The sequence below is a fragment of the Paracoccus sp. P2 genome (assembly GCF_046335115.1).
GTDB classification, from domain to species: domain Bacteria; phylum Pseudomonadota; class Alphaproteobacteria; order Rhodobacterales; family Rhodobacteraceae; genus Paracoccus; species Paracoccus pantotrophus.
In genome coordinates this window covers 27,102-51,272 of sequence record NZ_JBGOSN010000027.1, presented here as the reverse complement: position 1 = coordinate 51,272, position 24,171 = coordinate 27,102, and the positions used below count along the sequence as shown (strand labels likewise).

Annotated in this window: 19 protein-coding genes and 1 pseudogene; 15 read left to right on the top strand and 5 right to left on the bottom strand. The window is 68.6% G+C overall.

The genetic code is table 11. The annotated features are described in order from the left end of the window. The 4 genes and pseudogenes from ACDP63_RS16385 to zapE form a co-directional block, all read left to right on the top strand. Nucleotides 1-1,186, top strand: a pseudogene (locus tag ACDP63_RS16385) (hypothetical protein); the annotation flags it as partial. Between the two features lie 191 nt (nucleotides 1,187-1,377). Further along, a complete protein-coding gene (locus tag ACDP63_RS16380; protein ID WP_024845097.1) occupies nucleotides 1,378-2,688 on the top strand; it encodes an MFS transporter in 1,311 nt (436 codons plus the stop codon). Nucleotides 2,689-3,371: 683 nt separating this feature from the next. Further along, a complete protein-coding gene (locus ACDP63_RS16375) occupies nucleotides 3,372-3,977 on the top strand; it encodes a DUF6778 family protein (RefSeq protein WP_024845098.1) in 606 nt (201 codons plus the stop codon). 71 nt (nucleotides 3,978-4,048) lie between these two features. Next, nucleotides 4,049-5,152 (top strand): cell division protein ZapE, encoded by a 1,104-nt coding sequence (gene zapE / locus ACDP63_RS16370; RefSeq protein WP_024845099.1) that lies wholly within the window; start codon nucleotides 4,049-4,051, stop codon nucleotides 5,150-5,152. Between the two features lies 1 nt (nucleotide 5,153). Here the strand turns inward: zapE and ACDP63_RS16365 are convergent, their stop codons facing one another. Together ACDP63_RS16365 and tpa are read right to left on the bottom strand one after the other, a co-directional pair. Beyond that, the gene (locus ACDP63_RS16365; protein ID WP_024845100.1) at nucleotides 5,154-6,647 is read right to left on the bottom strand and encodes a PLP-dependent aminotransferase family protein; all 1,494 of its coding nucleotides are present in this window, start codon (nucleotides 6,645-6,647) and stop codon (nucleotides 5,154-5,156) included. A 75-nt stretch (nucleotides 6,648-6,722) separates the two neighbouring features. After that, nucleotides 6,723-8,102, bottom strand: coding sequence for a hypotaurine--pyruvate aminotransferase Tpa (gene tpa / locus ACDP63_RS16360; protein ID WP_024845101.1), 1,380 nt, complete (start codon nucleotides 8,100-8,102; stop codon nucleotides 6,723-6,725). 334 nt (nucleotides 8,103-8,436) lie between these two features. On the opposite strand from tpa, the gene ACDP63_RS16355 reads away from it, so the two are divergent. The 8 genes from ACDP63_RS16355 (at nucleotide 8,437) to ACDP63_RS16320 (ending at nucleotide 16,544) form a co-directional block, all read left to right on the top strand. Continuing rightward, nucleotides 8,437-9,648: an ABC transporter substrate-binding protein gene (locus tag ACDP63_RS16355; RefSeq protein WP_024845102.1), complete on the top strand. Its 1,212-nt coding sequence runs from the start codon at nucleotides 8,437-8,439 to the stop codon at nucleotides 9,646-9,648. 66 nt (nucleotides 9,649-9,714) lie between these two features. Beyond that, nucleotides 9,715-10,569, top strand: coding sequence for a branched-chain amino acid ABC transporter permease (locus ACDP63_RS16350; RefSeq protein WP_024845103.1), 855 nt, complete (start codon nucleotides 9,715-9,717; stop codon nucleotides 10,567-10,569). Between the two features lie 2 nt (nucleotides 10,570-10,571). After that, nucleotides 10,572-11,543: a branched-chain amino acid ABC transporter permease gene (locus tag ACDP63_RS16345; protein WP_231486849.1), complete on the top strand. Its 972-nt coding sequence runs from the start codon at nucleotides 10,572-10,574 to the stop codon at nucleotides 11,541-11,543. Between the two features lies 1 nt (nucleotide 11,544). Then, nucleotides 11,545-12,312 (top strand): ABC transporter ATP-binding protein, encoded by a 768-nt coding sequence (locus ACDP63_RS16340; protein WP_024845105.1) that lies wholly within the window; start codon nucleotides 11,545-11,547, stop codon nucleotides 12,310-12,312. Further along, on the top strand, nucleotides 12,309-13,013 hold the full coding sequence (locus ACDP63_RS16335) for an ABC transporter ATP-binding protein (protein WP_024845106.1): 705 nt from the start codon (nucleotides 12,309-12,311) through the stop codon (nucleotides 13,011-13,013). Before ACDP63_RS16340 ends, ACDP63_RS16335 begins: the two co-directional genes overlap by 4 nt. A gap of 11 nt (nucleotides 13,014-13,024) precedes the next feature. Next, a complete protein-coding gene (locus ACDP63_RS16330; RefSeq protein WP_024845107.1) occupies nucleotides 13,025-14,284 on the top strand; it encodes a Zn-dependent hydrolase in 1,260 nt (419 codons plus the stop codon). After that, nucleotides 14,281-15,765 carry a M81 family metallopeptidase gene (locus ACDP63_RS16325; RefSeq protein ID WP_024845108.1) on the top strand — a complete coding sequence of 495 codons (1,485 nt, stop codon included), beginning with the start codon at nucleotides 14,281-14,283 and terminating at the stop codon, nucleotides 15,763-15,765. Before ACDP63_RS16330 ends, ACDP63_RS16325 begins: the two co-directional genes overlap by 4 nt. A gap of 8 nt (nucleotides 15,766-15,773) precedes the next feature. Then, entirely contained in the window at nucleotides 15,774-16,544 is a 771-nt protein-coding gene (locus ACDP63_RS16320; protein WP_024845109.1) for a FadR/GntR family transcriptional regulator, read from the top strand. Between the two features lie 59 nt (nucleotides 16,545-16,603). On the opposite strand, the gene ssb is transcribed toward ACDP63_RS16320, so the two are convergent. Next, nucleotides 16,604-17,110, bottom strand: a complete 507-nt coding sequence (gene ssb, locus ACDP63_RS16315) for a single-stranded DNA-binding protein (RefSeq protein ID WP_024845110.1) — start codon at nucleotides 17,108-17,110, stop codon at nucleotides 16,604-16,606. 206 nt (nucleotides 17,111-17,316) lie between these two features. On the opposite strand from ssb, the gene ACDP63_RS16310 reads away from it, so the two are divergent. Beyond that, the gene (locus ACDP63_RS16310; RefSeq protein ID WP_024845111.1) at nucleotides 17,317-17,964 is read left to right on the top strand and encodes a lytic transglycosylase domain-containing protein; all 648 of its coding nucleotides are present in this window, start codon (nucleotides 17,317-17,319) and stop codon (nucleotides 17,962-17,964) included. A gap of 41 nt (nucleotides 17,965-18,005) precedes the next feature. On the opposite strand, the gene ACDP63_RS16305 is transcribed toward ACDP63_RS16310, so the two are convergent. Both ACDP63_RS16305 and hemB read right to left on the bottom strand, forming a co-directional pair. Next, on the bottom strand, nucleotides 18,006-18,578 hold the full coding sequence (locus ACDP63_RS16305; RefSeq protein ID WP_028710600.1) for a YSC84-related protein: 573 nt from the start codon (nucleotides 18,576-18,578) through the stop codon (nucleotides 18,006-18,008). A 70-nt stretch (nucleotides 18,579-18,648) separates the two neighbouring features. After that, nucleotides 18,649-19,647, bottom strand: coding sequence for a porphobilinogen synthase (gene hemB / locus ACDP63_RS16300; RefSeq protein ID WP_409928285.1), 999 nt, complete (start codon nucleotides 19,645-19,647; stop codon nucleotides 18,649-18,651). Nucleotides 19,648-19,798: 151 nt separating this feature from the next. Here hemB and ACDP63_RS16295 point away from each other — a divergent pair, with 151 nt between their 5' ends. Beyond that, nucleotides 19,799-20,365 carry a hypothetical protein gene (locus tag ACDP63_RS16295; RefSeq protein ID WP_024845114.1) on the top strand — a complete coding sequence of 189 codons (567 nt, stop codon included), beginning with the start codon at nucleotides 19,799-19,801 and terminating at the stop codon, nucleotides 20,363-20,365. A 42-nt stretch (nucleotides 20,366-20,407) separates the two neighbouring features. Next, nucleotides 20,408-23,872 (top strand): transcription-repair coupling factor, encoded by a 3,465-nt coding sequence (gene mfd / locus ACDP63_RS16290; protein WP_409928284.1) that lies wholly within the window; start codon nucleotides 20,408-20,410, stop codon nucleotides 23,870-23,872. Nucleotides 23,873-24,171 lie beyond the last annotated feature (299 nt).

The window sequence follows — 24,171 nt, the reverse complement described above, 5'->3', positions numbered from 1 at the left end:
CCTGCGGGCCGCGCGCGAGGGCAACGCGGCGCGGCTGATCAGCGTCCCGGATTACGACCGCTACCTGGCCCTGCCCGAAAGCCAGAGGCGGCCGAACGACCTGCTGGTCGTGGACGGGCGGGAAGCGGCGCCGGTGATCCATGGCACCATCGAGCGCAGCCTGTTCCAGGGGGTGCAGCAGGTCTATCTGGGCGGCGAGCCGGCGGCCTTGCTGGAGGCGAGCGGCGCAGTGCTGATCGAAGCGCAATCCTCCGTCCCTGCGGCGGCCCCGACGATCACCCGCCAGCCCGCGTTGCTGCCCGAAGGGGCGGGGCTGGGCGACAGCATCACCCTGGACCTGGGCGCGGCGGAGGGCGCGCCGCCGCCAGTCGCGGAATGGGATCTGACGCTGGGCGAAAGCTCGATTCGCGACCAGGTCGACCCGGACCAACTGAGCATGGACCTGTCCGAGCCCGGCGAATATGCGCTGGCCGTCAACTGGAGCAATGCCTCGGGCACGGCCGCCGCCGCCCCGGCGCTGCTGACGGTCGCCGAGCCGGGGGCGCCGGGCCTGGATTACGCGCGGGCGGCGGGGTATTTTCACGCCGGTTCCGTGTTTTCCGGCACGGCCGAGGCCGTCTCGGGGGTGGCGAACGGCGGCAATGGCGGCTGGGACCTTGCGCGGGTCGGCTCGGGACAGGCTATCGCCATGACGCCCGCGGGCATCCGCTTCGACGGCGGCAGCTTCCTGCAGGCCTCGGGGATATCGACCAGCGGCATCGGCGGGATGTTCCTCGTCCTGCGCGTGGCGATCGAGCATCACAACTCCGGGGTGGCGCAGCTTTTCGCGACCAATCCCGCCGGCGGCCCCGTCTCGATCACCAGCAACAAGGGCAAGCTGCAAGCCTATTACCACGACGGGGAAACCTCGCGCGTGGTCAATCTCGGCGGGGCACCCGCCACGCCCGAGGCCTTCGTGATCGGGATCGAGATCGACAATGCGGCGCAGACGGTGCGCGCCTATACGCGGGGGGGAAGCATCGCGACCTTCAGCGTGCCAGGCATTCCGGGCGTGGAATACGGGACCGTCGCCATCGGCCAGAGGCTGCACGGCACGCTGACGCGCGCGGCGCTGTTCGGCCGCCCGGCGGGCGGCAGCTTTGCCGCCAGCTTCGAGCAGGTGATCGAGGATTTCCTGTCCGCCTGACGGCCCCGCAGCCCTGCCCGTTCTGCCAGCGGTCGCCCTGCCGGGGCGGCCTTTTCATGCCTGCTTTTCATGCCTGTGCGGCCAGCCCCGCATCGCCTTGCGCAAAACCGCTTGTCGGCGGGCGTTTCCCTGTGGGACATGGCGGTGATCGCTGCAAGACCGCGGCGCAGGCGTCAAGGCGGAGAAGACCCATGAACCTGACCATCGACGAGGCGCTGGCCCAGGGCGGCGCTGGCCGTTTCCAGCAGCGGCTGCTGGGCATCTTCGGCCTGGTCTGGGCGGCGGATGCGATGCAGGTCATCGCCATAGGCTTCACCGCCGCCTCGATCGCGACGAGCTTCGGGCTGACCGTGCCGCAGGCCTTGCAGACCGGCACGCTGTTCTTCCTGGGCATGTTCGCGGGCGCGACGCTGTTCGGGCGCATCGCCGACCGGATCGGGCGGCGCAACGTGCTGCTTCTGACGGTGGGCTGCGACGCGGTCTTCGGCCTGGCCTCGGTCTTCGCGCCGGACATCTGGTCGCTGATGCTGCTGCGCTTCCTGACCGGCATGGCGGTCGGCGGCACGCTGCCCGTGGATTACGCCATGATGGCCGAGTTCCTGCCGCCGCGGAACCGCGGCCGCTGGCTGGTCTGGCTGGAAGGGTTCTGGGCCATCGGCACCATCGCCATCGCCCTGACCGCCTGGATCGCGCATCTGGCTGGTGCGGCCGAGCCCTGGCGCTGGATCTTTGCTGTGGCGGCGCTGCCGGCGCTGATCGGCATCTGGCTGCGGCTCTGGGTGCCGGAATCGCCGATGTACCTGCTGCGCAAGGGCGACGAGGCCGGCGCGCGAAGGGTGGTCGACCGGGTGCTGACCGCGAACGGCGCCCGCGCGCTGCCCCAGAGCACCCGCCTGACCGCGCCGCCCGTCACCGCCGAGGCGCGGCTTTTCGGCCCCGAGCTGCGCAACCGCAGCCTGGGCATCTTTGCCGCCTGGTTCCTGGTATCGCTGTCTTATTACGGCGTCTTCGTCTGGCTGCCGGCGGAACTGGCCAAGGGCGGCTTCGGCTTCGTGCGCGGCTATGGCTTCCTGGTGCTGATGGCGCTGGCGCAGCTGCCGGGCTATGCGCTGGCGGCGCATGGCGTGGAAAGCTGGGGCAGAAAACCCACCCTGCAGGTCTTCCTGCTGCTCAGCGCCGCGGGCTGCTTCCTTTTCACCGTTGCCGTCAGCCCCTGGCTGGTCGCCCTCGCGCTCTTGCTGATGAGCTTTGCGCTTCTGGGCACCTGGGGCGCGCTTTACGCCTATACGCCCGAGCTTTACCCGACCGGGCTGCGCGGCACCGGCATGGGCACGGCCAGCGCAGTGGCGCGGGTGGGCGGGCTGCTTGCGCCCTCGCTCATGGGCTATGTGGTGGCCCGCGGCTTCGGGGTCGCCATCGGCGTCTTCGCGGCGCTGCTGCTGCTGGCCGCCATCGGCACGCTGTTCATCCGGGCCGAGACCCGCAACCAGTCCATCGTCTAGAGCCGCGGCATCCGGCGCATCGGCATGCGGAACCGCGCGACATGGGCGAGGCAAGCCGCCCTGCGTCGTTTCGCCGCGCCTGGCTGAGCCCCGGCACCGGATGCGACATGCGGCCGGGCCCGCTGCGCGGCGCCAGGCGCCCATGCCGCTGTGCGGCGTGCCGCTGGCCGTGACACCGCCGCGCCAACGGCTCGTCGTCCTGGGGAAAGGGATAAGGGGTCGGCGGCCGCTGCGAAGCGGGGATGTGATCCACGACCCCGCGCGGTCTGTCGCAGGGGAATCGGCCGCCGGCCGGGGCCGCAGATCTCGGCGGACCCTCTGTGCCGATCACGATCGGCCGCGGCATCCGCGGCCGCCTGGGACCGGCGCTGTGTCGCCAGACGGGCGCCGCAGGTCCGGCCGGCGCCGAGCCGCTTGCCGATCATGGTCCTGTCCACCGCTTGTGCCGGCGGCGCATGAAGCTGAATCTCTTGCGGATTGAAAGAGAATGTCTATCCTTTGATCGGTTTGCGGGATTCTCCCCGTGGCCCGAGGGCGGGGCTAGCCTGCCAATTTGCGAAAGGCGCTTTTCTGATCCATCCCTTCTCTCCTGGTCATGATCATGCCCAAAGACCCTGGCGCAATTTCAACGGCCGGCCTGTCGGCGGCCTTCCATCCATTCGATTTTAACGAGGAACCACCCCATGTTGAAACCTGCGCTTCTGGTGCTTGGCCTGGCCCTTGGCCTTTCGGGCTGCGCGAGCACCTGGGAAACCGCTTACGAGCAACTTGAGCCGGCCCAGACCGCCGGCTGGCGCCTTGCCGCGGTCGAGGTCGCGGTGCCCGACACACTGACCACCACCGAGGCGAACAGCTATATGCCCAATGTCGACATCGTCTGGCATGGCGAGCCGGCGGGCGACCGGCGCGTCCAGGTGGCTGCCATCCTGAAGGAAGGCATCGAAAGGGGCGGGGCCGGGCTGAAGGGCAAGACGGGCGTGCGCATCGTCGCCACGCTTACCCGTTTCCATGCCATCACCCCGGTGGTGCGCGAGCGGCTGCAGAATTCCGGCGTGCATAGCATCCACTATACCGTGCAGGTCTTCGACGCCCGCAGCGGCGCCGCGCTGAGCCAGCCGCAACTGGTCAAGGTCGAGCTTCCCGCCCTTGTCGGCCGGGCCGGGGACGAGGCCGATGCCAAGGGCCAGACCCAGCGGGTGCAGATCGTGAACCAGATCGCCGCGGCGACGCAGAACTGGCTGGGCCGCGGCCCCGATCCGCGCGGCAGTTTCCAGCGCCGCGGGCGCTGAACCCGACGAAATTCATGGGAATTGCCGGGCCGGCCCTTGCGGGCCGGTCCTTTCTTTGGCAGGGGGCGGATATGGCAAGCGTATCCGAACTTTACGAGGCCCGCGTGACGGCGGGGCGGCTGGAACCCGACGCGGCGCAGCGCGGCGTCCTGCCGGTGCTGGACCGGCTGGTGCGGGAATTGGCCGCGGCTCCTGTGCCAGCGCCGCAGAAGAATGGCTGGCTCGCGCGGTTGCGGGGCGGTGCCCCCGCGCCTGCGGCGGCCGCGGTGCGCGGGCTGTACCTGTGGGGCGGCGTCGGCCGCGGCAAGTCCATGCTGATGGACCTGGTGATGGAGGCGGCTCCCGTCGCGGCCAAGCGCCGGGTGCATTTCCACGAATTCATGCAGGAGATCCAGGCTGCGCTGGAAGGCGTGCGCAAGACCGGCCAGCAGGACGCCGTGCGCCCGGTCGCCAAGGCGGTGGCGCAGCAGGCGCGGCTCTTGTGCTTCGACGAGATGCAGATCACCGACATCGCCGATGCGATGATCGTCGGCCGGCTGTTCCAGGTGCTGTTCGAGGAAGGCGTGACCATCGTCACCACCTCGAACCGGGTGCCCGAGGATCTTTACAAGAATGGCCTTAACCGCCAGCTTTTCCTGCCCTTCATCGCGCTGATCCGCGAAAAGCTGGAGGTGGTGGAACTGGCCAGCGCCACCGACCACCGCCAGAACCGCGACGAGGGCGGGCAGGTCTGGTTCGTTCCCGCCGATGCGGCGGCGCGGGCGCAGATGGATGCGTTGTGGCAGGCCGAAACCGGCGGCGCGGCCGCCGCGCCCCTGCTGCTGGAGGTCAAGGGCCGCAAGGTCGAGATCCCGCGGCATGCCGGCCGCATCGGGCGCGCGGGCTTCTGGGATCTTTGCGGCAAGCCCCTGGGCCCGGCCGATTACCTGGCCATGGCCGAGGTGCTGGACCTGCTGTTCATCGACGCCATCCCCCGCCTGGGCCAGTCGAACTACAACGAGGCCAAGCGCTTCGTGACCCTGATCGACGCGCTCTACGAGGCCAGGGTGCGGCTGGTCGCCAGCGCCGCGGACGAGCCCGAGCAGCTTTACGCCGAGGGCGAGGGCGCCTTTGAGTTCGAGCGCACCGCCAGCCGGCTGCGCGAGATGCGCGACGCCGATTGGGGCAGGGGCTAGCCTAGCCCTCGGGCGCGGGTGGCAGCGCGTCTTGGCCCTGTTCGCGCAGGGCCTCGGCGATGCGGCGGATGCCTTCGGGGATACGCTCGGCCGAGATCGAGGAATAGGCGAGGCGAAAGAAGCCCCGCCCCCGCGCCGGCTGGGCGAAGAAGGCCGCGCCGCCCTCGATCAGAACCCCGCGCGCCTTGAGCCGGGTAGCAAGCGCCGAGGAATCCACCCCCTCGGGTGTCGCCAGCCAGAAGCTGGAACCCCCGGTCGCCTCGGGTGAGGCAAGCCGCAGCCCTTCGCGCGCGATGGCGGCCAGCATCACCTCGCGCCGCCGGGCATAGGCGCGGCGCATGCGGTTCGCCTGCGCGTCGTAATGGCCCAGCGACAGGAAATGCGCCAGCGTGCGCTGCATGTGGCCGGGCGGGTGGCGCAGCACCATGCCGCGCAAGGCGCGGGCCTCGGCGATGACGCGCGGATCGGCCACGACATAGCCCAGCCGCACGCCGGGAAAGACCGATTTCGAAAACGAGCCGATATAGATCACCGCCCCTGCGCGGTCGATGGCCTTGAGCGCCGGCGAGGGCGCGCCGGCGAAGGACATCTCGAATTCGTAATCGTCCTCGACCACGGCGAAGCCCTGCGCCTGGGCGCGCGCCAGCAGTTCCTTGCGCCGGGCCAGCGGCATGGTGGAATTGGTCGGGCATTGGTGGCTGGCGGTGGTGAAGACCGCCGCGACCCCGGGCGGGATGGCGTCGGGCGGCAGGCCGCGCGCATCGACGGGGACCGGCAGGATGCGGGCGCGGCTGGCCAGCAGGATCTCGCGCTGGCCGGGATAGGAGGGATCCTCGACCGCGCAGGAGGCGCCGGGGCGCAAGAGCACCTGCGCCACCAGCCACAGCGCGTTCTGCGCCCCCAGGGTCAGCAGGATTTCGTCGCGCCCGGCGCTGATGCCGCGCCGGGGCAGGATCTGGCGGGCGATATGGTCGACCAGTTCCGGGTCGTCGGCGTCGTAGAGATCGCCGGTCAGGCTGTCAAACTCGCGCCGGCCAAGCGCGCGCATGGCGCAGTCGCGCCAGGCGGCGTGGTCGACCAGCGCCGGATCGGCCTGGCCATAGACGAAGGGATAGGCAAAGCCGCGCCAGTCGCGCTCGCGATCGGTGCGTTGCGCGCGCACGAAGCGGCCCTCGATCTGGCTGTCCCAGTCAAAGCGCGGCGTGTCGGGCGCGGGCGGCTCGGCTTCCAGCCGCCGCTCGATGCTGTCCGAGATGTAATGGCCGGACCGGTCGCGGCTGGCCAGGTAATCGGTCGAGACGAGTTCGGCGAAGGCCTGCGCCACCGTCACCCGTGCCACGCCCAGGTGCCGGGCCAGGGCGCGGGTCGAGGGCAGTTTCTCGCCCGCGCGAAAGCGGCCGGCCGTTACCGCGGCGATGATCTGGCGCCGCAGCTGGACCTGCAAGGGCAGGCCGGCGGCATGGTCCAGGAAGAAGGCGTCGGGGGGAATCGGCATGGGGTGATCCGCGGCGGCTGGCGGGGTTCATCACTCCCCCGAATGCCGCCCCGGATCAAGGGTTCGGATCAAGGGTCAGGCAAAGACCTTGGTCAGGGCGTTGTCGATGGCATCGGTGATGCGGTCGATGTCGTCGGCGGTCGCGATCAGCGCCGGCGACAGGCAGAGCGTGTTGTTGAAGCCCGGCAGCGAGCGGTTGGTCGCGCCGATGATGACGCCCTGCGCCAGGCATTCGGCGACCACGGCCTGCACCTTCTTCTCGTCCATCGGTTCCTTGCTGGCGCGGTCCGCGACCAGTTCGGCGCCGCAGAACAGGCCCTTGCCGCGCACGTCGCCGATGACCGCGTGCTTTTCCATCAGCGCGCGCAGGTTCGAAAGCGTGCGCTCGCCCATGGCGACGGTGTTGGCCAGCAGGCCCTCGTCCTCGATGATGCGCATGTTCTCGATCGCCGCCACCGGCCCCGAGGTGCAGCCGCCGAAGGTCGAGATGTCGCGGAAGAAGCTCATGCCGTCCTCGGGCGCGTCCTTGAACATCTCGAAGACGCGTTCGGTGGTGACGGTGCAGGAGATCGCGGCATAGCCCGAGGCGACGCCCTTGGCCATGGTCACGAAATCCGGCTGAATCCCGTATTGCTGATAGCCGAACCAGGTGCCGGTGCGGCCAAGCCCGCAGACCACCTCGTCGATATGCAGCAGGATGTCGTATTTGCGGCAGATTTCCTGCACGCGCTGCCAATAGCCCTCGGGGGGCGTGATGACGCCGCCGCCGGCCGTCACCGGCTCCAGCACGATGGCGCCGACGGTGTCGGGGCCCTCGCGCAGGATCACCTCCTCGATGGCGTCGGCGGCGCGCTCGCCGTAGTTTTCCACATCCCATTGCTTGCGGTATTCAAGGCAATGCGGCACGCGCACGAAGCCGTCGGGGAAGGGGCCATAGGCGATGGCGCGCTGGTCCTGGCCCGAGGTCGCGAGCGTGCCGATGGTGGTGCCGTGATAATCGCGGTCGCGATACAGGATCTTCCACTTCTTGCCGCCATGGTGGCGCGCCGCGATCTGGCGCACCATCTTGTAGACCTTCTCGTTCGCTTCCGAGCCCGAGTTCGAGTAATAGACCCGGCTCATGCCCGGCATCTTCTCGATCAGCTTCTGGGCGAAGATGGCGCCCGGCACGGTGCCGGCGGCGCCGGCGTAATAGTTCAGCTTGACCAGCTGGTCGCGGATCGCATCGGCGATGCTTTCGCGGCCATAGCCGACGTTCACGGTCCAGACGCCGCCCGAGACCGCATCGAGGAATTCGCGCCCGGTGGCATCCCACAGCCGCATGCCCTTGCCCTCGACGAAGACGCGCGGGTCGATGGTCTCATACTGCTTGTGCTGGCTCAGGTGGTGCCAGACATGGCTGCGGTCGGCCGCGACCACCTGGGACATGTCGTTGGGGTTCAGATCGAGCGTCATGGCCGGACTCCTGCGGGTGAAGGGCGTTTTTCCCTGACTGCGCCCGAATGCGGCAAAGCGATAGAGCCAGATTTGGTGAATAGATGGAGCCAGTTCTTCCCGAGCAGGGCCGAATCGGGTTGGGATTCGGGCCGGAAATGCGCATTTTTCCGCTGCCGTTTCTGCGGGCGCGAAAGCAACGCTGCGCTGCAAAAACAATCAATATGCTGTTTTTAATATAAAATATTCGCAGCGACATGCGAATCTGCTTATGGACAGATAATCCTATCTATCCGTATAGTTTTGAAAGTTGCCTCCCCAAGAACCAATGCAACGCCAACAACAGGGTTTCCTCATGCTCAATCGTCGTCGCTTTCTGACCACATCCACCCTGGCCGCCGCCTCGCTTGCCGCGCCGGGACTTGTCACCCGCGCGCTTGCCCAGGGCGAGGCGCTGAAGATCGGTGTGCCGGTGCCGATTTCGGGCGCCTTCGCCGCCAATGGCAAGTTCGCCACCATCGGCGCGCTGATGGCCGCCGAAGAGGTCGCGGCCGCGCATGGCGTGCAGGTCTCGACCCTCGACCTCGACACCGAGGGCAAGCCTGCGACCGCGGTGCGCAAGGTGCAGGACGCGCTGGCGCAGGACGGGGTCAAGCTGTTCGCGGGCGGCATCCTGTCGTCGGAATCTCTGGCCATGGGCAAGGAGGTCGAGCGCGGCGGCGGCGCCTTCATGACCACCGCCGGCGCCGACGAGATCACCGGCGTCGATTGCAACAAGGCCACCTTCCGCTGGTCGGTGCCGACCTATGGCGCCATTAACGAAACCGTGCGCCCGATCATCGAGGCGCTGCCCGATGCCAAGAAATGGTATACGATCACCCCGCAATATGTCTTTGGCGACGGGCTGCTGAATGCCGCCAAGGACGTGTTCGCGGAAAAGGGCATCGAGCATGTCGGCAACAGCTACCATTCGCTGACCGACAAGGAATTTTCCGGCTACCTCACCAATGCCATCGCCGCCCAGCCCGACGTGCTCCTGCTGCTGAACTTCGGCGCGCAAAGCTCGGACACGCTGCGGCAGGCGGTCAGCTTTGGCCTCAAGCAACGCATGACCATCGTCGTCGCCTGGGCCTCGGGGCTCGAGCAATTCGAGGCGCTGGGGCCGGATATCTGCGAAGGCGTCTATTTCGGCGCGCAATACTGGCATGGCGCCGATACGGCCCTGAACCGCGAACTGGTCGCCAAGGTGCAGGAAAAGCACGGCTTCAACCCGAACTATTCCTTTGCCGGTTCCTATATCTGCGCGAAACTGCTGCTGGAGGCGGCGGTCAAGGCCGGCTCGCCCGATGGCGCGGGCGTCGCCGCGGCGCTGAACGGGCTGAAATACCAGGGCCTGACCGGCGAGGAAGAGATCCGCGCCGCCGACCACCAGGTCATCAAGGACTACTACCTGCTCAAGGGCAAGGCCAAGGCCGACATGGCCGACAAGGACGATTACGCCGAGGTCATCAGCGCCGGCAAATCCTTCCTTGCGCCCGAGGATGCCGGCTGCACCATGCCCGCCTGATCCCCCGCCTCCCCGCGCGGCCGCCGGTCGCGCGGGGCCTTTTCGCCCGGTTTCAGGGAGAAGCCCGTGATCTACCTTTTCCAGGTTCTGAACGGCATCGGTCTGGGGATGCTGTATTTCCTGCTTGCCGTCGGCCTCAGCGTCATCTTCGGCCTCTTGCAGTTCGTGAACTTCGCCCATGGCGCCTTCTACCTGCTGGGCGCCTATCTGACCTATGACCTGACCATGCGCGGCTTCAGCTTCTGGGCCGCCATGCCGCTGGCCACGCTGATCGTCGCCGGCATCGCCGCGCTGATCGAGGCGGTGCTGCTGCATCGCATCTACAAGCTGCCGCATACCTTCCACATCCTGGTGACGGTGGGCCTGGCCCTGGTCGTGCAGGAACTGGTCATCATCGCCTGGGGGCCGCTGGGCGGCTCGGTGCCGGCGCCCGAGGGGCTGCAGGGCGTCGTGATCCTGGGCGATTTCATCTATCCGCAATACCGGCTGTTCACCATCGGCTTCACCGCCGTTCTGGCCGGGCTGCTGTGGTGGCTGCTGGAGGGCACGCGGCTGGGCGCCATCGTGCGCGGCGGGTCCGAGTCGCCCGCGAACATGGCGCTCCTGGGCTACAACACGCTGCGCATCAACACGGCCGTCTTCGGCTTCGGCGCCGGGCTTGCGGGGCTGGCGGGTGCGCTGGCCGCGCCGATCCGCGGCGTCGAGCCCTTCATGGGGATCGAGGCGCTGTCGGTGGCCTTCGTCGTCGTCGTGATCGGCGGCATGGGCAGCTATACCGGCGCGCTGGTCGCGGGCCTGCTGGTCGGCGTGGTGCAAAGCGTCATGACCACGCTGTGGCCCGAGGGCGCGCGGCTGATGATCTATGTCGGCATGGCGCTGGTCATCGCGCTGATGCCCCGCGGCCTGTTGGGGAGGGCATGAGCATGAACCCGCTCGACAAACCTTATGCGCAGCTGGCGCTGGCGCTGCTGACCGTGCTGGTGCTGCCGCTGTTCCTGAAATCCGGCATCCTGGCGACCGAGATCCTGATCTTCGCCATGGTCGTCGCGGCCTGCAACCTGCTGCTGGGCTATACTGGCCTTCTGTCCTTCGGCCAGGGCATCTTCTTCGGCATCGGCACCTATGTCGCGGGCATCTGCCTGACGCGCTGGTCGGTCCCGGTGCCCCTGGTGCTGGCCGGCGCGGCAGTGCTTGGCGCGGCCACGGCCACGCTGGTCGGCTGGCTGTCGATCCGCCGGCAGGGGGTCTATTTCGTCATGCTGACGCTGGCCTTCTCGCAGCTGTTCTATTTCGTCGCCTATACGTTCAGCGGCGTGACCGGCGGCGACAACGGGTTGCTGGGCGTGCCGCGCCCCTTGGTCGGCGGCACGGTGCTGAACGCGCCCTGGTCCTATTACACCTTCGTCGCCATCTGCTTCGTGGCGGTCTTCGCAGTGCTGGTCATGGTCACGCAATCGACCTTCGGCCGCACCCTGCTGGCGATCCGCGAGAACGAGGGGCGGGCGGCCGCCATCGGCTTCCCGACCCGGCTGTTCAAGATCGAGGCTTTCGCCATCTCGGGCGCGGTCACGGCCTTTGGCGGCGCGCTGCATGCGATGCTGATCGGCGTCGCGCCGCTGTCGAACATCGAATACCACACCAGCGAGCTGATCCTGATCATGACCATCATCGGCGGCAGTTCCAGCCTGTTCGGCTCGGTGCTGGGGGCGGGGTTCTACCTGCTCTTGGCCGATGCGCTGTCCACCGTCTGGCCGCGCTGGCTGCTGCTTCTGGGCCTGGTGCTGGTCACGGTGGCGCTGTTCCTGCAACGCGGGCTCTGGGGGCTGGTCGAGCGCGGCTACGACCTGGTCTTCCGCCGCGAGCGGGCGCCCGAAACCCCGGCCGAGGAGCATTGAGATGACCGACATCGCCTTGCAGACCCGCGGCCTGGGCGTCAAATACGGCAATTTCCACGCGCTGGCCGAAGTGGACCTGCAGATCCGCCGCAACTCGGTCCATTCGATCATCGGGCCGAACGGGGCGGGCAAGACCACGCTGTTTCACGCGCTGACCGGGCGGGTGCGGGCATCCTCGGGCCGGATCGAGCTGGACGGGCGCGACATCACCGACACCTCGGACGACGACCGGGTGCGGCTGGGGATCGCGCGCTCGTTCCAGGTCACCAGCCTGTTTCCCAACCTGGCCCTGCGCGAGAACCTGCGCCTTGCCGCCCAGGGCCGCACGCCCTGGCAGGCGCTGGCGCCCTGGCGGCGGGCGGAAGCCAATGCCGAGGCGCTGGCCATCGCCGACGAGGTGATCGAGCGTCTGGCGCTTGCCCCCGTGGCGAACCGGCTGGCGGGCGAGCTGTCGCATGGCCAGCAGCGCCGGCTGGAGGTCGGCATGGCCATGGCCGCGCGGCCGCGCGTCATCCTGCTGGATGAGCCGACCTCCGGCATGGGCATCGACGACATCGAGGCGATGAAGCAGCTGATCCGCGACCTCGGCCGCGACCATACCGTGCTGTTCATCGAGCATAACATGGGCATCGTTATGAACATCTCGGACGTGGTCACGGTGATGCGGCTGGGCCGCAAGCTGGTCGAGGGCACGCCCGCCCAGGTCCGCGACGACCCCGAGGTGCAGCGCGCCTATCTGGGCAACATGATCACGGGGGACATCGCATGACCGCCGCGCTGAAACTGATCGACCTGCACGCCTATTACGGCAAGAGCCACATCCTGCAGGGCGTCACGCTGGAGGTCGGGCCGGGCGAGATCGTCACCCTGCTGGGCCGCAACGGCGCCGGCAAAAGCACGACGCTGAAAACCGCCGTCGGCCTGATCGCGCCGCGGCAGGGCCGGGTGGAGCTGGCCGGCCGCGACGTGACCGGCCAGCCGGCGCATCGCATCGCCGCGGCCGGGCTGTCGCTGGTGCCCGAGGATCGCGGCATCTTCCAGCTGCTGACCGTCGAGGAGAACCTGCGCATCGCCGCGCGCCGCGGCTCGCCTTGGGCTTTGGCCGACATCTACCGCATCTTTCCGCGGCTGGAAGAGCGCAGGAAGAACGGCGGCGGCCAGCTTTCGGGGGGCGAGCAGCAGATGCTCTCGATCGCTCGGGCGCTGCTCAATGGCCCCAAGGTGCTGATGCTGGACGAGCCGGTCGAGGGCCTCGCCCCGATCATCGTCGAGGAGATCGTCGCCCAGATCCGCCTGATCCGCGAGGCCGGCGTGCCGATCCTGCTGGTCGAGCAGAACCTGGCCGTCTGCAGCCAGCTTGCCGACCGGCATTACATCCTGGAACTGGGCCGCATCGTGCATTGCGCCAGCGCCGAGCAGTTCTGCAGCGACCCCGACACCATCGACCGCTATCTGGGCGTCAAGGCATGAAGGAAAACACCATGTCCAACCTGACAATCGACGCCGAAAGGCTGTGGGACAGCCTGATGGAGACGGCGCGGATCGGGGCCACGCCCGACGGCGGCATTGCCCGGCTGACTCTGTCCGAGGACGACCGCCGCGTGCGCGACTGGCTGCGCGCCCAATGCGCCGCGCTGGGTCTCAGCATGACCGTGGACGAGGCCGGCAACATGTTCGCCACCCGTCCCGGCACCCGCGCGGACCTGCCTGCCATCGCCATGGGCAGCCATCTGGATACCCAGCCCACGGGCGGCAAGTTCGACGGCGTGCTGGGGGTGCTGGCCGGGCTCGAGGTGCTGCGCACCCTCGACGCCGCCGGCTACCAGACCGAGGCGCCCCTGATGCTGGTCAACTGGACCAACGAGGAAGGCTCGCGCTTTTCGCCGGCGATGCTCGGCTCGGGCATCTGGGCCGGGGTCTATAGCCGCGACTATGGCGACGGGCGCACGGACGCCCGCGGCGACAGCTTCGGCGCCAGCCTCGACCGCATCGGCTATCGCGGCGAGGCCAAGGCGGGCGCGGTCCGCTTCGGCGCCATGTTCGAGCTGCATATCGAGCAGGGGCCGATCCTGGAGGCCGAGGAGGTTGAGATCGGCGTGGTGCAGGGCATCCAGGGCATGCGCTGGTTCGAACTGACGCTGACCGGTACGGCGGCGCATACCGGCTCGACCCCGATGGGGATGCGCCGCAACGCGCTGCTGGGCATGGCGCGGGTGATCGAGGGGATCGACCGCATCGCCAAGGCGCATAGGGACGCGGTAGGCACCATCGGCTTCCTGGAGATCAGCCCCAATTCGCATAACGTGATCCCCGGCCAGGTGCGCGCCACCATCGACCTGCGCCATCCTTCGGACGCGGTGCTGGACCGGATGCAGGCCGAGGTCGAGGAACTGGTGCGCGATGCCGGCGCGGCGGTCGGGCTGGAAAGCCGGCTGGAGCAGATCTCGCGCACCGCGCCGGTGGTCTTCGACGCCGAATGCATCGCCTCGGTCAGGGCGGGGGCGCAGGCGGCGGGCTATTCGACGCGCGACATCATCTCGGGCGCCGGCCATGACGCGGCCCATGCGGCGGCACTGGCGCCGACGACGATGATCTTCGTGCCCTGCAGGGACGGGCTGAGCCACAACCCCGCCGAATCGACCGAGCCCGAGGAATGCGCCGCCGGCGCGCAGGTGCTGCTGGAGGCGGTTCTGGACTATGACCGCCGCATGGCCGAGGCCCGCAAGGAGGCCGCCGCATGACCCGCCTTGTCCTGGCCCGGCTGAACCACGAGACCAACAGCTTCTCGCCGGTCAAGACGCCCTTGGCCGCCTTTGCCCCGAAATGGGGCGGGGAGGCGCTGGCGGCGGCCGAGAACTATCCCGCCGCCATCGGCGCCTTCCACGCCTTCGCCCACCGCATCGGCGCCGAGGTGGAAGTGCCGCTGATCGCCCATGCCATGCCCTCGGGGCCAGTCGAGGACGAGGCCTTCGAGGCCATGGCGCAGGCGATCCTGGCGGCGGTGGAAAGGGGCTGCGACGGCATCCTGCTGGACCTGCACGGCGCCATGGTCACGCGCAGCCATGACGATGGCGAAGGCGAGCTTCTGCGCCGCGTCCGCGCCGCCGCGCCGGGCGTGCCCATCGGCGTGGCGCTGGACCTGCATGGCAACATCACCGAAGGCATGCTGGAGCATTGCGACGTGATCGTCGGCTTCAAGACCTATCCGCATGTGGACATGGTCGCGACCGGCGAGCATGTCGCGCGCCTGTTCGAGCCGCTGCTATCCGGCGGCCCGCGCCCGGCGATGGCGCTGTGCCACCCGCCGATGCTGGCGGCGACGCTGTGCATGAACACCACGACCGATTGCGCCATGACCGACCTGATCGCGCTGGCGCGGCAGGCCGAGGCGCGGCCGGGCGTGCAGGCGGCGACGGTCTTTGGCGGCTTTCCCATCGCCGACCTGGCCGAGACCGGCCTCTCCATCGTCACCGTTGCCGACACGCCCGAGCTTGCGCGCGCGGTCGCGCAGGAGCTTGGCCGCGAGGCATGGCGGCGGCGCGCCGAATATGTCTATGTCGAGGAGCCGCTGGCGCAATCCGTCGCCCGCGCCGCGGCTCTGGCAGACGGTTCGGCGCCGGTTCTGCTGCTGGATCATGGCGACAATTGCATGTCGGGCGGCAGCTGCGACGTGATGGACGTGCTGGAGGAATTGCTGGCCGCCGGGCAGCAGGGCATCCTGGTCGGTCCCGTCGCCGATCCCGAAACCGTGGTGCAGCTTTTCGCCGCAGGCGAGGGAGCCGAGCTGGAAATCACCTTGGGCAACAAGACCCCGGCCGAGGGCCTGCCCGCGCCGCGCCCGCCGCTGCGGCTGAAGGGCCGGGTGACGGCGCTGTCGGACGGGCGCTATCGCGTCGCCGGGCCGATCTATCACGGGCAGGAGCTGTCGATGGGCCGCGCCGCCGCCTTCGACACCGGCGCCGCGCGCATCGTCGTCTGCGAGCAGCCGCACGAGCCGCTGGACCTGGGTTGCTTTTCCTGCCTGGGGCTTGACGCCGCGCAGGCGCGCTTCCTGCACCTGAAATCGCGCATGTATTGTCGCCCGGTCTTCGAGCCGCTTGCGCAAGCCGTGGTGGAATGCGCAAGCTCGGGCGTAACCGCCTCGGATTACGATCTGTTCGCTTTCAAAAAACTCGCCCGGCCCATATATCCGCTGGACCTGGGGACAACCTGGCAGGATTGAAGGACCGCATGGATCAGGACGCGCCGGCAGGCAAGGAACGCAGGCTTACCCGCATCAAGCTGTCGGACCAGGTGGCCGAGGACATCCGCCGCCGCATCGCCCGCGACGGCTTGCGCCCCGGCGACCGATTGCCGCATGAGCGCGCGCTGATGGAACATTACGGCTGCTCGAAAGGCACCATCCGCGAGGCGCTGAAGGCGCTGGAGGTCGAGGGGCTGGTGCGCATGCTCTCGGGTCCGAACGGCGGGCCCGAGATCCAGCCCGCCTCGATCGACATCGTCACCCAGCAGCTGCGGCAATACCTGCATTTCCAGAGGATCGACTTCGCCCAGGTCTACGAGCTGCGCCAGTCGCTGGAAGTCAGCCTGGCGCGTAACGTCATCGGCAAGCTGACGCCCGAGCATTTCCGTCGGCTGGACGAGAACATCCGCATCTGCGAAGCGGCGAACGCGGCCCAGGACCGCGCCCTGGTGCGCCGGGCCGAGACCGAGTTCCACGACATCCTCTGCGAGGCCTCGGACAACGTGATCCTGGTCTTCATGTGCCGCTTCCTGAACAGCATGCTGCGCGACCTGGTCAGCTATCGCAGCGAAAGCATGCGCGAGCACGAGATCTTCGGCGAGGCGAATATCGAAAGCCACCGGCAGCTGCTGGCCGCCTTTCGCGCCGAGGATGGCGATGCCGCGGCCCGCATCATGCACGATCACATGTGCTGCGCCGAAAGCTACATGCGCCGGCTGGACGCCTCGTTCCGCTCGGACCTGCTGAGCCGGTTCTGAAACGGAAAATCCCGGCCGCGAGGGGCCGGGATTTGTGGGACCGGGTTGGGCACCCGCGATCAGAACGGGATGTCGTCGTCGAAATCGGGCCGGTTCTGCGATTGCCCGCCGCCGCCCGAGGAACTGCCGCCCGACGAGCTGCCGCCGCCATAGCCGCCGCCACCGTAACCGCCGCCGCCATAACCGTCATCGCGGCCGCCGCCACCGCCGCCGCCGCGGCTGTCGAGCATGTGCAGCTCGCTGCGGAAGGGGCGCAGCGCCACCTCGGTCGAATAGCGGTCGTTGCCGCTCTGGTCCTGCCACTTGCGGGTTTCCAGCTGGCCCTCGACATAGACCTTGGAGCCCTTTTTCAGATATTGCTCGGCCACGCGGACCAGGGGCTCGGAATAGATGGCGACCGTGTGCCATTCGGTGCGCTCCTTGCGCTCGCCGGTATTGCGGTCCTTCCAGGTCTCGGACGTGGCGATGCGCAGGTTGGCGACCTTGCCGCCGCTGGGAAAGCTGCGGATCTCCGGGTCTTGGCCCAGGTTGCCGACCAGGATCACCTTGTTCACGCTGCCAGCCATGCTGCGGTCCCTTTCGTTGGCTTCGTTCCCGCGGGGTGTAGCGCGTGAGGGGGCGGGGGAGCAAGCGGAATGGCATCAGCGGGCACAGGCGGAAATCCGCCGATGATCGCGGCCGCCGGCGCGCGGTAAAATCCCCTTGCGGCACGCGCCGGGCTTTGCGCTATAGTGCAGCCAAAAAAGAAGACGCCATGCATGAGGGACGAATGATGCTTTCACGCGATCGGGCGATGATGCGCCAGTTGGGCCGGGCCGTGATGGTCCTGGCGTTTTCGGCCGGGCTGGCCGCCCCCGCCGCGGCCGACGGGCTGCGGCTGCAGGCGAAAAGCGGCAAGTCGCGGCTGGCCCAGTTCGAGCGCCAGACCCGGCTGATGGATTCGCGTCTGGCCGCGCAATACCAGCAGTCGGCCCGGCTGCGCCCCGGCGGCACCTCGACCAAGAGCGTGGTGGAACTGGACATCCCCACCGCGATTCCCGCCTATCGCGGCAACCGGCGCAGCCAGTATCTGCCCCATGCCCGCGCCGTCGCGCGCAAGCACGGCATCCCCGAGGATCTGTTCCTGCGCCTGGTGCAGCAGGAATCGGGCTGGAACCCGTCGGCGCGCTCGCACAAGGGCGCGCAGGGGCTGGCGCAGCTGATGCCGGGCACGGCGGCCAAGCTGGGCGTCGATCCGAACGACCCGATCCAGAACCTGGAAGGCGGCGCGCGCTACCTGCGCATGATGTACAATACCTTCGGCAGCTGGCGGCTGGCGCTGGCGGCCTATAATGCCGGGCCGGCGGCGGTGGCGAAATACGGCGGCGTGCCGCCCTATCGCGAGACGCGCAACTATGTCCGCATCATCCACGGCAGCTGAAAGGCAGGGCCGGGCAGGGCGTCCGGCCTTGGCGTTTTCCCTCAGAAGGTCGAGGGGATGACGCGGCTGTATTTCGTCCCGGCGATCGAGGCGCCGGCCATCAGACCCGACTGGCCGAAGATCATCGCCACCACCGGCTGCTGCGCGGTGATGGTATCGGTGCCCATCGAGACGCCCCCGGCGGGCAGCGCGTAATAGGCCCCGGCCTCGGCCACCCAGCCCGGCGCGCGGCGGAAATCGGCCAGCGCGGCATCGGTCTGGAAGATCAGCACATGGGCATATTGCTGCGCGCCGATCTGGAAGCCGACGCTGGCCTGCGCCGCCGAATAGTAATCCACCGTCACGTCGTTGATGCGCAGCGCGCCCTGGCCGTAGGCGCCGCCGACGCCGAAGCCCGCCTCGGTCATCAGCGGCATGTAAAGCACGCCCTTGGCGTTCTGCACCATGGGCGCGACATTGGGATAGCTGCGCAGCAGGAAGTCCCGCGTCGCATCGACGCGCGCGTCCAGCCGCGAGGGCGCATCCTGTCCGATCGCGTTCGAGCAGCCCGCGAGCCCCAGCGCCGCCCCGCCCAGCAGCACAAATCGCCGGCTCATCCCGTTGGAATACATCATCCTAGCCCTCGTTCCCTGTTCGGCGGTTGCCCCACCTGTCAAGGCGGCGATGATAGACGGGCGCGCGCCCTCATGCCAGCCTTTCGGCCACCTGCGGCGCGTAATAGGTCAGGATGCCGTCGCAGCCGGCGCGGCGGAAAGCCAGCAGGCTTTCCACCACCACCTCGCGCGCCAGCCAGCCGTTGCGGATCGCGCCCTCGATCATCGCATATTCGCCGCTGACCTGATAGGCGAAGGTCGGTGCCGCGAACTGGTCTTTGACCATGCGGCAGATGTCCAGATAGGGCATGCCGGGCTTGACCATGACCATGTCGGCGCCCTCGGAGAGGTCGCGGGCGACGCAGCGCATCGCCTCTTCGCGATTGGCGGGGTTCACCTGATAGGTCTTCTTGTCGCCCACCAGCCGCCCCGAGGCGCCCACCGCGTCGCGGAACGGCCCATAGAACCCGCTGGCGAATTTCGCCGCATAGGACAGGATCGCCACGTCCTTGTGGCCGTTTTCCTCCAGCCGCCCGCGCAATGCGCCGATGCGCCCGTCCATCATGTCCGAGGGGCCCAGGATGTCCGCCCCCGCCTCGGCCTGGACCAGCGCCATGCGGCCAAGCGCCTCGACCGTCTCGTCGTTCAGGATCACCCCGTCGCGCACCAGCCCGTCATGGCCGTTGGCGTTATAGGGGTCCAGCGCGATGTCGGTCATCACCGCCAGTTCGGGGGCCACCTGCTTGATGGCGCGGATGGCGCGGTTGCCGATGTTCTCGGGATCCCAGGCGCGCTCGCAGCTCTCGGTCTTCAGGTCCGGGTCGGAATGGGGAAAGATGCAGATCGCCGGGATGCCCAGCCGCATCGCGGTTTCCGCGGCGCGCTTGGCGCCGTCCAGCGTCAGCCGCTCGACGCCGGGCATCGAGGGGATCTCGCCCTCGCCGCCGGCGATCTCGGTCACGAAGATCGGCCAGATCAGGTTGGCGGGGGTCAGGGTCGTTTCCGTCACCATGGCGCGCAGCGCCGGCGTGCGGCGCAGCCGGCGCAGGCGGGCGGCGGGGAAGGGGGCGGTGATCGGGGTCGGGGACATGGGCAGGGCCTGTGGCTTGCAATGATCTGGCCCGAACCTGCACCCATGCCCCGCGCCGCGCAACCCCTTGCCGCCCGGCGCCGAAAATCGAGGTTTTCCTTTGCGCCGCACCCGGTTAGTTTGCCCCGCGCAACCGCTGCAAGGAGACGACGTGCCCCGACCCGAGGGAATCCTCGCCCTGCTGGACAGCCGGTCCTTCGGCTCGATCTGGTTCTGGGTGATCCTGACTCTGGCCTGGACCCTGGCGGGACGCCGCATCCTGGGCGTGCCCTCGGACGTGATTTCCGGGGCCGTCGGCGCCGAGCCGGGCCCCGAGGACGACCCGGCCGCCCTGGCGCTGCTCGACTGGCTGTCGCTGACCTTGCCGCGCTGGCGCCTCGACCGGCGCGAGGGCGCGATCCTCTTGGGCCTGGGCTCGTTCCTGCTGACGACGCTGGCCATCCTGGGCTTTGGCTACGGGCTGGAGATGGCGCAGGCGCTGGTGCTGCTGGTTCTGCCCTTCGCCCTGCTTTTCGGGTTGGAATTGCGGCTGGCGCGGCGCCTGCGCGTGATCCTGGCCCGCGCCGAGGTGGGCCAGCCGGTCAACGAGGCCGGGGCCGAGGCCGCGCGGCTGATGCGCCGGCACCGGATGGTGATCCTGGCCATGTCGGTCCTGGCGGTGGCGCTGACCGCCTTTTACGGCGCGCTCTGGATGATCCTGCATCCCTTCGGCTTCTGAACCGGTCTTGACTTCGCCGATGCCCGCTTTACCTCGGGGCGCATGGCACCGCTTCCCGAACACCTGACCCTGTCCGGCGCGCCCGAGGGCATGGACGCCGCGCTGGTCGCGCGCGAACTGGCCCGCGGCAATCCCGTCATCCATATCGCCCGCGACGACCGGCGCATGGCCGCGATGCGGGCGGCGCTGGCGTTCTTTGCGCCTGCGGCCGCGGTGCTGGAATTCCCGGCCTGGGACACCACGCCCTATGACCGCGTCTCGCCCGCCGCCGGGGTGATGGCGGCGCGCATGGCGGTGCTGACGGCGCTGGCGCATGGCGCGCTGAAAGGGCCCTTCGTGGTGCTGACCACGCTGTCGGCCGCCATGCAGCGCGTGCCCGCGCGCGAGGTGCTGCGCGATGCCGGCTTCTCGGCCGCGGTGGGCGACCGCATGGACGAGGCCGCCTTGCGCGCCTTCCTGGCCCGCATGGGATTCTCGCAGGCCCCGACCGTGACCGAGCCCGGCGATTTCGCGATCCGCGGCGGCATCATCGACATCTTCCCGCCCGGTGAATCGGGGCCGATCCGGCTGGACATGTTCGGCGACGTGCTGGAGGGCGCGCGCAGATTCGATGCAGAAACACAGCGTTCCGTCGAAAAGCTTGACCGGATCGAGCTTGCGCCCATGTCCGAGGTGATCCTGGACGAGGCCGCCATCACCCGCTTTCGCCAGAATTACCGCGCCGAATATGGCGCCGCCGCCAACGATCCGCTTTACGAAGGCATCAGCGCCGGCCGCAAGATGGCGGGCATGGAGCATTGGCTGCCCTGGTTCCACGAGCGGCTGGAAAGCCTGTTCGATTACCTGCCCGGCGCCTCGCTGGTCGCGGACGATCACCTGGACCAGGTGCGCGATGCGCGCTGGCACACGATCACCGAACAGTTCGACGCCCGGCGTGAGGCGCTGGCTCGCAAGGGCGGCAGTGACACCGTCTATCGCCCCGTGCCCCCCGCCGGGATGTTCCCCGACGAGGCCGAATGGGCGCGCTGGCTGGCCGCGCATCGGCTGCTGCGCCTGTCGGTGCTGCCGCAACCTCCTGGTCCGGGCGTGCTGGATGCCGGCGGCCGGGTCGGTCGCAATTTTGCGCCCGAGCGGCAGGCCGAGAAGGGAAATCTTTTCAATGCACTCGCGGATCATATTCGAAATCTTCAAGCTTCGCGCCGGGTGGTGATCGCCAGTTTCTCGGAAGGCGCGCGCGAGCGGCTTGCCGGGCTGATCGCCGACGAGGGCATCAAGGGCGCCAAGCCCATCGCCGATCTGCGTGACCTGCCCGACCAGCCCGGCGCGCTGGGGCTGGCGGTCTGGCCGCTGGAGGAGGGCTTCACCTCGGACGGCTCGGCCACCGGGGCCCTGGCGGTGATCTCGGAACAGGACGTGCTGGGCGACCGGCTGATCCGGGGGGCGAAGAAGCGCCGCAAGGCCGAGAATTTCCTGCGCGACACCACCACGCTGACCCCCGGCGACCTGGTCGTGCATGTCGAGCACGGCATCGGCCGCTATACTGGCCTCGAAACCGTCAAGGCGCTTGGCGTGCCGCATGATTGCGTGGCGCTGGAATATGCCGGCGGCGACCGGCTTTACCTGCCGGTGGAAAACATCGAACTGCTCAGCCGCTATGGGCATGAGGAGGGTTTGCTGGACAAGCTGGGCGGCGGCGCCTGGCAGGCCCGGAAAGCGCGGCTCAAGGAACGCATCAAGCTGATCGCCGACAAGCTGATGCGCGTCGCAGCCGAGCGCATGCTGCGCCCCGCCCCGGTGCTGGAGCCCGAGCATCACGAGATCGAAAGCTTCGCCGCCCGCTTTCCCTATGCCGAGACCGAGGACCAGGCCAGCGCCATTGCCGACGTGGCCGAGGATCTGGCCGCCGGCCGCCCGATGGACCGGCTGGTGGTGGGCGACGTGGGCTTCGGCAAGACCGAGGTCGCCATGCGCGCCGCCTTCATCGCCGCCTCGCAGGGCCGGCAGGTCGCGGTGGTGGCGCCGACGACGCTGCTGGCGCGCCAGCATTTCCGCACCTTCGCCGAACGCTTCCGCGGCACCGCGATCGATGTCCGGCCGCTGTCGCGCTTCGTCTCGGCGAAAGACGCGGCCGAGACCCGCAAGGGCCTGGCCGAGGGCACGGTGGACATCGTCGTCGGCACCCATGCGGTGCTGGCCAAGCAGGTGCGCTTCAAGAATCTGGGCCTGTTGATCGTGGACGAGGAGCAGCATTTCGGCGTCGCCCACAAGGAGCGGCTGAAGGAGCTGCGCAGCGACATCCACGTCCTGACCCTGACCGCGACGCCGATCCCGCGCACCTTGCAGCTGTCGCTGACCGGGGTGCGGGACCTGTCGATCATCGGCACGCCGCCGGTGGACCGGCTGTCGATCCGCACCTATGTATCGGAGTTCGACAGCGTGACCATCCGCGAGGCGCTGCTGCGCGAGAAATATCGCGGCGGGCAGAGCTTCTTCGTCGTGCCGCGCCTCTCGGACCTGCCCGAAATCGAGGCATGGCTGCGCGAGCACGTGCCCGAGGTCAGCACCATCGTCGCTCATGGGCAGTTGGCGGCGGGCGACCTGGACCAGCGGATGAACGCCTTTTACGACCGCGGCGCTGATGTGCTGCTGGCGACCAGCATCGTCGAATCGGGCCTGGATATCCCGACCGCGAACACCATGGTGGTCTGGCGCGCCGACATGTTCGGCCTGGCGCAGCTATACCAGATCCGCGGCCGGGTCGGGCGCTCCAAGACCCGCGCCTATTGCTACCTGACCACCAAGCCGCGGGTGCCGCTGACCCCGCAGGCGATGCGGCGGCTGAAGTTCCTGGGCGCCATCGACAGCCTGGGCGCCGGCTTCAACCTGGCCTCGCAGGATCTGGACCTGCGCGGCGCCGGGAACCTGCTGGGCGAGGAACAGTCCGGCCATATCAAGGAAGTCGGCTTCGAACTTTACCAGCAGATGCTGGAGGAGACCATCGCCAAGCTGAAATCCGGCGAGATCGAGGGCACGCCCGAGGATGAATGGGCGCCGCAGCTGAACCTGGGCGTGCCGGTGACGATCCCGGAAAGCTATGTGCCCGACCTGGACGTGCGGCTGGGGCTTTACCGGCGGCTGGCCGAGCTGACGACCAAGGTGGAACTGGAGGGCTTTGCCGCCGAGCTGATCGACCGTTTCGGGCCCTTGCCGCGCGAGGTGAACACGCTTTTGCTGGTCATCCGCATCAAGGCCATGGCCAAGCGGGCGAATATTTCCAAGCTGGATGCGGGCCCCAAGGGCGCGACCATCCAGTTCCACGGCGACAAGTTCCCGAACCCGGCCGGGCTGGTCGAGTTCATCCACGACCAGCGCGGCCAGGCCAAGGTCAGCGACAACCGCATTATCGTCCTGCGCGACTGGCCGACCGATGCCGACCGCATCAAGGGCAGTTTCGCCATCGCCAAGGAACTGGCGGCGAAGATCAGGGAAGGCAGGGCCAAGGGATAGCGCGGCTCTGGCCGCAGTGCCGAAGCCGGGGGCTTTGCCCCCGGGCCCCCAGGATATTTGGACAAGAAAGAAGCAGGGCGTGCCGAGGCCAGGCCCGCTGGGCGAACCCATGTGCGGCGTCCGGAGACAAGGGATGCGGCGAGCGTGCGGGGGATTTTGCGGAACCGCCCCTGCCTGCGGGACATCGGGCCTGGGCTGACCTGGAGGTGGCGGCTTCGTTTCCGAACCGGCTGAACGCCCCGGCAAGGGTATTCTTGGCCAGTGAAAGGGGGGCTCTCGGCGCGGTCGGCTGGCAGGCG

Excerpts from the sequence above, each read along its gene's own strand:
- ACDP63_RS16365 (WP_024845100.1), bottom strand. The coding sequence starts at position 6,647 with ATGCCGATTCCCCCCGACGCCTTCTTCCTGGACCATGCCGCCGGCCTG.
- ACDP63_RS16375 (WP_024845098.1), top strand. The coding sequence starts at position 3,372 with ATGTTGAAACCTGCGCTTCTGGTGCTTGGCCTGGCCCTTGGCCTTTCG.
- zapE (WP_024845099.1), top strand. The coding sequence starts at position 4,049 with ATGGCAAGCGTATCCGAACTTTACGAGGCCCGCGTGACGGCGGGGCGG.
- ACDP63_RS16345 (WP_231486849.1), top strand. The coding sequence starts at position 10,572 with ATGAACCCGCTCGACAAACCTTATGCGCAGCTGGCGCTGGCGCTGCTG.
- ACDP63_RS16325 (WP_024845108.1), top strand. The coding sequence starts at position 14,281 with ATGACCCGCCTTGTCCTGGCCCGGCTGAACCACGAGACCAACAGCTTC.
- ACDP63_RS16380 (WP_024845097.1), top strand. The coding sequence starts at position 1,378 with ATGAACCTGACCATCGACGAGGCGCTGGCCCAGGGCGGCGCTGGCCGT.
- mfd (WP_409928284.1), top strand. The coding sequence starts at position 20,408 with ATGGCACCGCTTCCCGAACACCTGACCCTGTCCGGCGCGCCCGAGGGC.
- ACDP63_RS16340 (WP_024845105.1), top strand. The coding sequence starts at position 11,545 with ATGACCGACATCGCCTTGCAGACCCGCGGCCTGGGCGTCAAATACGGC.
- ACDP63_RS16355 (WP_024845102.1), top strand. The coding sequence starts at position 8,437 with ATGCTCAATCGTCGTCGCTTTCTGACCACATCCACCCTGGCCGCCGCC.
- tpa (WP_024845101.1), bottom strand. The coding sequence starts at position 8,102 with ATGACGCTCGATCTGAACCCCAACGACATGTCCCAGGTGGTCGCGGCC.
- ACDP63_RS16330 (WP_024845107.1), top strand. The coding sequence starts at position 13,025 with ATGTCCAACCTGACAATCGACGCCGAAAGGCTGTGGGACAGCCTGATG.
- ACDP63_RS16310 (WP_024845111.1), top strand. The coding sequence starts at position 17,317 with ATGCTTTCACGCGATCGGGCGATGATGCGCCAGTTGGGCCGGGCCGTG.
- ssb (WP_024845110.1), bottom strand. The coding sequence starts at position 17,110 with ATGGCTGGCAGCGTGAACAAGGTGATCCTGGTCGGCAACCTGGGCCAA.
- ACDP63_RS16320 (WP_024845109.1), top strand. The coding sequence starts at position 15,774 with ATGGATCAGGACGCGCCGGCAGGCAAGGAACGCAGGCTTACCCGCATC.
- ACDP63_RS16335 (WP_024845106.1), top strand. The coding sequence starts at position 12,309 with ATGACCGCCGCGCTGAAACTGATCGACCTGCACGCCTATTACGGCAAG.
- hemB (WP_409928285.1), bottom strand. The coding sequence starts at position 19,647 with ATGTCCCCGACCCCGATCACCGCCCCCTTCCCCGCCGCCCGCCTGCGC.
- ACDP63_RS16305 (WP_028710600.1), bottom strand. The coding sequence starts at position 18,578 with ATGATGTATTCCAACGGGATGAGCCGGCGATTTGTGCTGCTGGGCGGG.